The 9,880-nt window shown below is 69.8% G+C and carries 6 protein-coding genes; 1 reads left to right on the plus strand and 5 read right to left on the minus strand.

Annotation, left to right across the window (positions count from 1 at the left end; translation table 11 throughout):
* Positions 1–167: 167 nt before the first annotated feature.
* On the plus strand, positions 168–854 hold the full coding sequence (locus ACFWUP_RS09630) for a hypothetical protein (RefSeq protein WP_379232556.1): 687 nt from the start codon (positions 168–170) through the stop codon (positions 852–854).
* A 461-nt stretch (positions 855–1,315) separates the two neighbouring features.
* Here the strand turns inward: ACFWUP_RS09630 and ACFWUP_RS09635 are convergent, their stop codons facing one another.
* From ACFWUP_RS09635 to ACFWUP_RS09655, 5 genes are all read right to left on the minus strand, one after another.
* Positions 1,316–2,527: a S1 family peptidase gene (locus ACFWUP_RS09635; protein WP_379232557.1), complete on the minus strand. Its 1,212-nt coding sequence runs from the start codon at positions 2,525–2,527 to the stop codon at positions 1,316–1,318.
* A gap of 198 nt (positions 2,528–2,725) precedes the next feature.
* Positions 2,726–4,087 (minus strand): S1 family peptidase, encoded by a 1,362-nt coding sequence (locus ACFWUP_RS09640; RefSeq protein ID WP_379232559.1) that lies wholly within the window; start codon positions 4,085–4,087, stop codon positions 2,726–2,728.
* 118 nt (positions 4,088–4,205) lie between these two features.
* Positions 4,206–5,288: a hypothetical protein gene (locus tag ACFWUP_RS09645; protein WP_379232561.1), complete on the minus strand. Its 1,083-nt coding sequence runs from the start codon at positions 5,286–5,288 to the stop codon at positions 4,206–4,208.
* A gap of 44 nt (positions 5,289–5,332) precedes the next feature.
* A complete protein-coding gene (locus tag ACFWUP_RS09650) occupies positions 5,333–7,804 on the minus strand; it encodes a LuxR C-terminal-related transcriptional regulator (RefSeq protein ID WP_379232563.1) in 2,472 nt (823 codons plus the stop codon).
* Positions 7,801–9,813: an Hsp70 family protein gene (locus ACFWUP_RS09655; RefSeq protein WP_379232565.1), complete on the minus strand. Its 2,013-nt coding sequence runs from the start codon at positions 9,811–9,813 to the stop codon at positions 7,801–7,803. Before ACFWUP_RS09655 ends, ACFWUP_RS09650 begins: the two co-directional genes overlap by 4 nt.
* Positions 9,814–9,880: the final 67 nt, after the last annotated feature.

The raw sequence follows: 9,880 nt of genomic DNA on the forward strand, positions 1-9,880 counted from the left end.
GGCTTCCGGCGTTTCGGTCCATTAGGCTCCAGCTGTTCTGCATGTTGTGCCGGTCTTCACACTGCTCGGGGAGAAGTAGGGGACATCTCATAGAAATCCCTACTTGACGAGTCTCGCGTGTCGCTCGATCGCACTACACCGCACCACACCTGATGAATGGAACCTGAATGAACTTCCGTAGGGCTACTACGGCTGCCGCACTGGTAATCGGGGCGATGACCGTGGCCATGGGCACTGCTCATGCCGAAGAGGCACCGCAGGACATCAAGTACTCGGTCAAGCTGGTCGACAAGACCGTGGTCGCGACCGTGAAGAACGGCACCTTCTCGATCATCGAGCAGGACGGTGCGACCCCTGAGGCGCCCAAGACCAAGATCGCCGAGATCAAGGACACCCGCGGTGATGTGGTGATCGCGCTGCCGATCGCCTTCACCATCGGTGGCGCGGAGATCCCGACCAAGGCTGAGGTCGTCAGCGACTCCACCGTTCTGGAGATCACCCCGGAGAAGCCTGCCGGTGTGGATGTCACTGCCCAGACGGTCAGCCCGAAGCCGGTCCTCAAGGACATCGCTTCGGCGCAGGAGAACCAGAAGGCGATCAACGACTTCTCCAGCAAGTTCAGCATCGGTACCGCGATCGGTACGTTCGTCGGCACTGCTGTCGGCGCGCTGATCGGTTGCGTTGTCACCATTCCCGTCGGGTGCATCCCGGGTCTGACCGTTGGTGCTGCTGTCGGTGGCATCGTGGGCATGATCGCTATCGGTGGGCCGACGATGGCCGTCACCGGTTGGGAGCTGCTGCAGGTGCTGCAGGCTCCGGATGGCACGACTGTTTGGGCTGACAAGCCTAAGTAGGTTGCGTGGGCTGCGGCCCTTTGTACTGCGTGAGGCCTCGCTTCTTTATGGGAGCGGGGCCTTTTGCTGTGTGTGGGGTTTGTTGGTTGGCGGTCGTGGGTGGTGTTGTGTGGCGGGGGTTCGGGGTCTGGTTGTCCCAGAGGTTTGACGCTGTGTTTATTGGAGCGCTGGCGCGCTCGAGTCGCGACCCGGCCGCGACCGGCCACTTCGTGGCCGCTGCTCCCTAGGGGTCGCAGGTGGGGGGCTGGGTTGGTGCGGTCATGTGGGAACGGGGTGTGGTGAGGACATGGGTGACTCCCAGCCGCTTCGTAGCCGCCACGCGCGTGGCGGAAGGCCGAGAGCTGACAGTCGACTACCGGACGACACGCTGAAGGTTCGGGGAGGCGGTACAGACAGCCAAAAGGCCGGTAGCGCAATTGCTACCGGCCTCTTTAGGCTGCTCTGTGCCTACAGGGGGTTACTCAGTTGGTTCTGACCGACAAGCCGGGGTTGTCCGACAGGACCACGCTCAGGGGCTGGGCGAAGAGCTGGGGGGTGTCGCCTGTGATGGCGCCGATGATGTTGGGGATCTCGCAGATGGGGTAGTCGGCTACCGAGCTGGCGCTGGAGATGCCCAGGGCGAGGCGGCCGGTGACGATGGGGCCGCCGGAGTCGCCGGGGAGGGCGCAGATATTCGCCGAGAAGCTCTGGGTGAGCTGGCGGTCGCCGACCTGGACGGTCTGGTCGACGCCGTTGATCACGCCGCAGCTGAAGCCGGTGCGCGAACCGGACTTGCACACGGGGGCGCCGACCACGGGGGTGGCGACGCCGTCGACGGCGATGGGGGCCTGGCCGGGGATGCGGACCAGGTTGTTCTCGAAGCGGGCGCGCGCGTTGTCGTTGACGCGGATGATCGAGTAGTCCTGCTCGCCGAGCACCGATTTCCCGAAGGTGCCGAGCTGGGCGCCTGCCTTGTCGCCGACGATCTCGTAGATGGCGGCGGCGGTGCCGGTGCCTGCCGACTCGATCTCGGGGTTGCAGTGGCCCGCCGAGATGTTGACGACGTTGCCCGCGCGGTCGGTGCCGTTGAAGCCGAGCGAGCAGCGCAGCGAGCTGCGGCCGATCACCGAGGCGTAACCGTCGCCGCCTGCCAGCGCGCCGTGGCCGTCACCGGCGACGGGGGTGGCGGTCAGGTCGACGTGCTCGCCTGCCACCGGCGGGGCGGTGACGATGACGCGGGCGGGGTCGATGAAGCTGGGCAGCGGCAGACCGGCCTGCTGCACGCGGACCGCGATCGCGTTGTTCACGGTGTCGACGACGACGCCACGCACCAGCGCGGAGATCTCCGGCGGGGCTGCGGCGAGCCAGTTCTCGAACGCGGTCTTCTCCCCGCGCAGGGTCGACTCGCTCTTGGCGACGTTGCGGACCTCGAAACCGGCCGACTGCGCGGCCTCACGGGCCTGGTCGGCGCCGGGGCCCTGCGACAGCGCGACGACGGCGTTGCCCTGATCGTTCAGCCAGGAACCGGCGAAGACCTGCGGGAACTGACGCTGCGCGGTGGTGGAGAACGCGGCGACCTGCTGGGCGACGTCGGCGCGGCGCAGGTACTCGTCGGGCGAGATCTTCAGATCGCGGGTGACCGCTTCGATGAGCTGAGCGGGCAGATCTGCGGGCTGCGCTTCGGCAACCGCCATCGTGGGGCCGAACAAAAGAAACGCCGCCGAAGCGGCGATCAGGGATTTCCGAGCTCTTCTCGAGCTTCGCGCGGACGGGGTACGACCCATACGTGGCAGGAGCATGGTCCGAACTATATGGGCTCGAGCGACTTATGCCTACTCGGACCGGGCAAGAGATTTCGCTCACCCCCGGTCCGGTCGGTGATTCGTCCCCGCTCAGCCCGCGTTGGTCTTGGTGCGCACCATGATTCCGCTGCCGAGACCGCCGCCGGAGGACGCTTCGATGTCGGCCAGGATGGGCCGGATCGCGACGCCGAGGGAGGCGGTGCCGCCGTAGGGGGCGAGCTGGGTGTTGGCCTCGGTGCAGTTGGGTGCGCCAGAGGCGTTCGAACCGCTGGTGATGCCGAGGGCGAGGGTGCCCGAGACGATTGCGCCGCCGCTGTCGCCGCCGAGGGTGCAGGCGGTGCTGGCGAAGCCGCGGATGGTCTTGCTGACACCTTCCTCGGTGAACAGCTGGGTCTCCACATGATCGGCCGAGACGAAACCACAGGTGAAGGTGGAGGACTGGCCGGTCTTGCAGACCGGTGCGCCGGTGACCGGTTCGGCGGTGCCGGTGAGCGTGAGCGTGGTGCCCTCGGCGCCGCGCACGCGCGGCTGGTCCATGCCCGCGTTCACCGCGCGCTCGTTGAGCTTGATCACCGAGTAGTCCAGCGAGGCGGGCCCGCCGAGTACGGCGCGCGCGAAGGTGCCGACCTCGGGACTGTTGGGGATGTCGCGCACGTTCGGCACGTACACCGAGGCCGCGCCGCCGTTGTCGACATTCGGATTGCAGTGGCCCGCGGAGATATTGAGCGCGTTGCCCGCGGCGTCGGTGCTGTTGAAACCGAACGAGCACACGTCCACACCGCGCAGGCCCGCGTCGTGCAGGTCCTTGGTGGCGGTGATGTAGGTGTCGCCGCCCATCGGCTTGTACTCCACCGGACCGCCGCCGCCGGGCTGCAGCACCACCTTGATGGTGGCGATCAGGGTGGGCAGGTTGAGCATGTGGCCGGTGCCGGTGTTGGCCACGTTGAGCACCAGCTGGCTGTTGAGCACGTCGATCGCGATCGAGCTGATCGGTGCGGAGAGCGCGGGCGGCAGGTTCGCGATCCACTGACTCAGTTGCACCAGTGCGCCTTCCAGTCCACCGGCTGAGATCGGCGCGAGGTGGGTCTGGTAGCCGGCGGCGGTGACGAGCTTGCCCGCCTCGGCGTCGGTGGTGGCGACGACGGCCTTGCCCTCGGGGGTGAGCCAGGCGCCGGCGAAGGTGTCGGGATGCGAGGCACGGAAATCGGTCGCGTAGTCGCGCAGCTGCTGGGCGCGGGCGGCGCGATCGAGGTACTCCGACGGCGACATACCCAGATCACGCTCGAGCGCGGTCACCAATGCGCCGGGTAGCGCATCAGCTGAAAGTTGTAGTGGCGCAGCAGGTTCCGAGGACGCGATACCGGATCCGAGCAGGGGTGCGAGTAGAACAGTCGCGGCGAACCCGGCGGAGGCTGCCTTGACCGCGGCGCGACGCGCCACCAACTTGCGCATGAAATCCCTTCGTCGACAACCAGTGACCGAGAACACCGCCGGCGGCGATCATGTCGGTCAGCGCATCACTCTAGGGCACGCTCGCCGAGCTGGCGCGGTTACGGTCGGGCTGCTGGATTCAGCGATAGCCCGGGATCGGCACCGGCGCCTGCAGCTCGGTCCCGAACGGCAGCAGCGGACGAGTGGTGGTGCGGGGCGCGGTCGTCGTCGGTGGGGTCGTCGGTTCCGGGGTGGTCGTCGGCGGCGCCTCGGTGGTGGTCGTCGCTTCCGGCTCCGGTTCGGTGGTGACCGGGGCGGGCGTGGTCGTGACGACCGGCGGCGGCGGGGGCAGCGCGGGTTCCGGAGTCGGCGTCGGGGTTTCCGGGCGGGCATCGGAAATCGCGGGCGGCGGGGTGGTCTCGGCATCACGCAGCAGGGTCGACACCGCGACACCACCGAGCAGCAGGCCGATGAGTGCGGCGGCGGCGATCAGGAACGGGGTCTTGCTGCGGATCGGCTTGTCCGCCTTGGCGATCGGGGCCGCGGTGATCGGGGCCTGCGCGATCGGCGACATCCCCTTCGTCGGCAACGGTGACACCGGGGGCGCCGCGGAATACGCCTGCGCGGTCACCATCGGCGATGCCACCGCGGGCATCACATCGGTGGACACCCCCGCGTTCTCGGTGACGATCGGATCGGGCGGAGTCGCGCCCGCCGGCGTCGCCAGCACCGCGACCAGCGCGGCCTGCGCAGCGGCATTGGCGAACGTCTTGCCCGGATCGGCGCCGTCGGTGGGCTGGGGCAACTCGTCCTCGCCGAGCAGGGCCACCGACTTCAAACCCAGATAGTCCAGCGCCTCGCGCACCCCACGCACGACCTCGGTCGACCAGCCCGCGGGATGGGTCGCGTAGAACTCGGCGGGACCACTCAGGTGCTCGGTGGTCAGGTCGATCAGACAGAACATGGCCGTCGCGAAGAGATCCTCGGCGCGATAGGCCTCGCCGCCGTCGACATCGACACCGGCCGGATCACCGATCGCGCGCACGAACCCGTCGATCGAATGGGCGTGCCCGGTCGGCGCGGGTCCGCCCAGGGCGGCGTCACCGTCGTCGGACATGTGCAGCACGCAGGCACGCTCGATCACCTCGACCGTGCCGTCCTCGGTGACCACCGCGGCGATGCATTCATCATCGGCGATACGCAGGCCGACCCCAGTGGCCATCGGCGGAACACCCCTCAACTCGGCGTCGACATCATCCGCGCGAGTCACACCAGCAGTTGGCCGTGTCCCATCGCGCGCAGCATTGACAGTAATTCCGATCGTGAGCGCGCGCCTATTCGACGTCGGATTCGCGCGACGTGATGCTCCACGGTTTTCGCGGAAATGTACAGCCGTGCGCCGATCTCCCGATAGGTCAGACCGAGCAGCACCAGCTCGGCGACCTCACGCTCGCGGTCGCTGAGGGCGCGCGGTTCGATCACCTGCTGTGGGCCGGTCTGGGGGTCGTCGGTACTGGTCCTGGCCTGATCCGGGCGGGCGGGGATGCGGACAGAACGGGCCAGTTTCAGCAGTGCGTTGGCGGCGGCGGGGTCGTCGACGGCGCGCGCGGTGTCACCGGCCAGGCGGGCGCTGTCGAAGGTGTGGCCCTGGGCGGCCAGCGCCAGAACCGCGGACTGGACGGCCGCCAGATTGATCTGGCCGCGCAGGACCAGCAGCCAGGTGCGGCCCGCGTCGGCGAGGACGGCGGCGTGCGGATCGCCGTCGGCGGCGGCGTTCTTCAACGCGTGCGCGTGCGGGAGCAGGTTCTGCGGCGAGGACTTCGCGATGGCCGCCTGGACGCCGTACCAGTGGAAGGCATTGGTCCAGGCGGGGGCGCGGCCGAGTTTGCGGATCAGTGCCATCGCGGAATCGACCATGGGCTGGATGCGGCCCTCGTCGCGCAGGCCGATGCCCGCCAGCCACAGTTCGCCGACGGGGACCAGGCTCAACAGGTCGACATCGACCTCGTCGAACAGCGGGAACGCGGCGGTCCAGGCATTGTGCAGGGCCTTCTCATCACCGCTGCGGCGGGCTAGACCGACCGTGAGGGCGTGGGCCAGCAGCCGGTCGCGCGGGGGGAGGGTGGCGATGTCGATCTTCGCCAAGGTTTCGGTGGCCAGGCATTCGTCGCCGATGCGCAGGGCGGTCCACGCGGAGAGGACGGGCAGTTGCAGGCCCGAGCCCGCGGCGGCGCGGATCGCGTCACCGGCGCGACGGGGCTCGCCCGCGCTCAGACTCAGCAGCGCGGCGGCGGTGACCGCGCTGCACGGGGTGGTCCCGCCGTCGCCGGTATGGGCGGCCTGGACCAGTTCGGAGATGGCGGCGGCGGTGCCGGCGCCGTGCGGGTCGAGGGAAGCGAGCAGGGCGTGGGCGGCCAGGCGGGCGCCCGCGGCGGCCTGGGTGGGCGGCCACTTGTCGGCGTCGGTGGCCATGTCAGCCGCCGCGGCGCCGTCGCCCGCCAGGACAAGAACCGTGGTCGCGACCGCCCAGTCGGCACCGACGCGATCGGCGCCGAGCCAGCGGTACAGGGCGGCGGCCCTGGTCACCAGGCCGCGGCGGGTGAGGACACTCGCGCAGATGCGGACCGCGACGGCCAGGTCGGTGTTGTCAGCGCTTTCCAGGAGGGGTTCGGCCAGGCGAAGGGCGGTCTCGTCGTCGCCCGCGCGGGCGGCGGCTTCGGCCCAGGCCAGGGCGATCGTGCGGGGGTCGGTGCCCGCCGCGACGGCCGCCCGGTAGTAGCGGGCCGCCTCGGCGCTGTTGTGCTCGGCCGCGCGGCAGAGGAATTCGGCAAGGCGCTCGTCGTGGACACCGGATTCGGCGAGCAGCAGGGCGGTGTGGTCGCGCAGCAGGCCCGCGGCGAGACGGGTGTCGAGCAGGCGCTTCTGGACGGCGACGAAACGGCGGTCGCCGAGCATGACCCGCAGCTGCGGGACGGCCGCGCTCAGCAGGAGATCGGCGTCGGTGACCAGCGAGCACGCTCTGGCCCTTGCCAGCAGATCGTGGGCGAGGGGCAGGTCGATGCCGAGGACTTCGGCGAGCTCGCCCGCGTCCAGGCCGGTCCCGGTGGCGGCGACGACGAGGGTGTCGAGCAGGGCCGGGTCGGCGCCGGCGAGCTGGGATCGCGTCCAGCCGATCAAGGCTTCGTCGACCGCGGCGAAACCCGCGTCCAGGCGAGCTGTGCCCGCGGCGAGCAAGGCCGCGACCACGCCGCCGTGCACGCCCGCGGTCCGATCGTGGATGTGGGTGACCAGCGGGCGAGGGACGGTGACGCCGAGTTCCCTGGCGAACGAACCGATATCGCCGCAGCCAAGAGCGCGCAGTTCCACCGTGCGGCCGTGCCGGTTGACGGCCTCGCACAGGGCGCGCAGCGCGGGGTGATGGGGGCGGGGCTGCATGGCGCAGATGAACGATCTGGTGCCGGATTCGATCTCGGCGCGCAGAGCATCGAGCTGTTCGACGGGCATGGTGTGCAGGTCGTCGGCCACCACGATCGCGCCGTTGTCGGCTGCGGTGGGGGCGCTCGCCATCACGGACAGGCCGCGGCCGCGCAGGCGTTGGCGCACCGCCTCGAGCAGAACGGACTTTCCGGTACCGGAACGGCCGGACAGGAGCAGGACGACCGGTCGGTCAGGAGCCGCGTCGACCGAACGGAGGACTTCGCGGGCATTGGGCATGGTGTCGAGCGCGATGGTGCTCAATTGCCTCCTCCGAGCAGTCCACCGGGCAGGCCGGTGACGCCTTCGACAACATTGCCCGCGCCGTCGAGAACCTGGCCGGGAACCGCGCCGACATTGGGGACATTCGGGGCCGGGAACTGTTGTTGGGGCGCGGGTTGTTGGGGCGCAGGCTGTTGCGGGGCAGGCTGTTGCGGAGCGGGCTGTTGCGGAGCGGGCTGCTGGGGGGCGGGCTGCTGCGGGGCCGGTTGTTGCGGGGCGGGTGCCTGCTGTTGACGGGGAGCGGGCGCCTGCTGTTGTTGCGGGGCGGGAGCCTGACCGCCCTGAGCGGGGGCCGAACCACCCGATTGGACCTGCTGCTGACTCTGGGGCGCGCTCTGGGTGCCGGGGGCGATCGGCGCGCCGGTGGCGTCGCGAGTGGGGGCGCCGACCACCGGCTGCCCGGTCGCGTCGACGGTGGTGCCCGGGATGGGCTTGCCGGTCGGATCGAGAGTGGGGGCGCCGGGGATCGGTTTGCCGGTCGCATCGAGAGTCGGGGTGCCGAGGACGGGCTTGCCGTCGGCGCCGAGAGGTGGGGTGACCGCAACGGAAACCGGCGAATCGATATTCGCGACCGGAGTGCCGCTGGTGGTCGTCTCGGGGACGCTCGGAGTGGCGAACTGGGGGGCAACGGCCAAGGTTCCCGCGGTCAGCGCACCGAAGACCGCGACCGCCGCGGCGACGACAGCCAGGCGTTTCTTGGTGACGAACGGCGGGGCCGGCTCGTCGTCGTCGATGTCGGCGAGTGCGGTGATGTCGCTGAAGGGCTCCGCGGTGGCGATCTCGGAGGTCTTCACGAGCGACACCTCCGTCGCCGCGTGTCTGCCCGCGGGCTCGGCTGCCGGGTGTTCGGGCGTTGCGTGCTTACCCGTCGGCTCGAGCTCGATCACCGAATCATCGGCCTCAGCTGTCGCGAGCCCCGCGACACCCGACGCGCTCGCGAACATCCCGTCCACCAGCAGCGGCGCCGCGCCGTCGGCCTCGGCCGCCAGCAGATCCGCGGCCAACTCCGCGGCACCCGCCGCGCTCGCCGTCGCGGGGTCCTCACACGCCACCACCGGCAGCCCGAACTCCGCCGAGATCAGCTCCGCGACCAGCGGAATCGCGCCGCCGCCGCCGGTCAGCAGGACAGCCGCCACATCGGCGAGTCCGACACCGGCGCGCTGCACCGCCTCGTGAACCAGTTCGAGCGAATCCCGCACATCCGAGCGCAGCAAGTCCTCTAGTTCATTGCGCACGATGCGCACCTGGCCGGTGCCGTCGGCCGCGAGCGCGCCCACCGAGACCACCGCCGCGGTATCGAGCGACAGCGCTTCCTTCGCGGTGCGGCAGCGTTCGCGCAGCGCGGCCAGCTCGGTCTCGACCACCGGATCGAAGGGGTCGATCTCCTTGTCACCGAGCGCGTGACCGAGCACGTAGCGCATTGTCAGCAAATCGAATTCCGAGCCCGCGATCTCCGCGCTGTGCGCCGCGACGCCGAGCAAACCGGACTTCTCACCCGTCCGGACGACCGAGACGGTCAGGCCGCTGGCACCGAGGTCGTAGACCACGAGGGCGCCTTCGTCGAGGAGTCCGCGCTCGATCTCATAGCGACGAACCACCGCCAACGGCTCGGGAACGAGCACCACCGCGCCTGCGCCCGCGTTGTCCAACGCCGCGCGCACGGCCTGCACCCGAACATCGGGCCACCAACCCGGATGGCACGACACCACCGCCGCGTCGACATCGGAGATATCGGCGATCAAACGGGTCGTTGCCGCCGCTACCAGGTCGGCGGCCACATGACTCGAACCGTCCTGCGCGAGCATGCGCACCGGGTCGCCCACCCGGGACAGGAACCCCTCCACCACCACCGCGGGACCCGCGGTCGTCGCTACTTCTACTGCGGTGGGTCGCTGGATCACGGCAACCGGTGCACCGCCGTCGGCCGCCGTCGCGACGGCCACTGAACGGGATGCACCGACGGTGAGGCCGAGCGCGAGACGGTCTGTCATATCGGAACCTCTGCGGATGCGGGAGATGCGGACACCATCGAGCGAGCTATCCCCATTGTCGGTTGCT

The sequence above is a fragment of the Nocardia sp. NPDC058658 genome (genome assembly GCF_042716665.1).
Classification (GTDB): domain Bacteria; phylum Actinomycetota; class Actinomycetes; order Mycobacteriales; family Mycobacteriaceae; genus Nocardia.

Bases quoted from the DNA above. Each gene is read 5' to 3' on its own strand.
- ACFWUP_RS09630 (WP_379232556.1), top strand. From the start codon at position 168: ATGAACTTCCGTAGGGCTACTACGGCTGCCGCACTGGTAATCGGGGCG.
- ACFWUP_RS09635 (WP_379232557.1), bottom strand. From the start codon at position 2,527: ATGGCGGTTGCCGAAGCGCAGCCCGCAGATCTGCCCGCTCAGCTCATC.
- ACFWUP_RS09640 (WP_379232559.1), bottom strand. From the start codon at position 4,087: ATGCGCAAGTTGGTGGCGCGTCGCGCCGCGGTCAAGGCAGCCTCCGCC.
- ACFWUP_RS09645 (WP_379232561.1), bottom strand. From the start codon at position 5,288: ATGGCCACTGGGGTCGGCCTGCGTATCGCCGATGATGAATGCATCGCC.
- ACFWUP_RS09655 (WP_379232565.1), bottom strand. From the start codon at position 9,813: ATGACAGACCGTCTCGCGCTCGGCCTCACCGTCGGTGCATCCCGTTCA.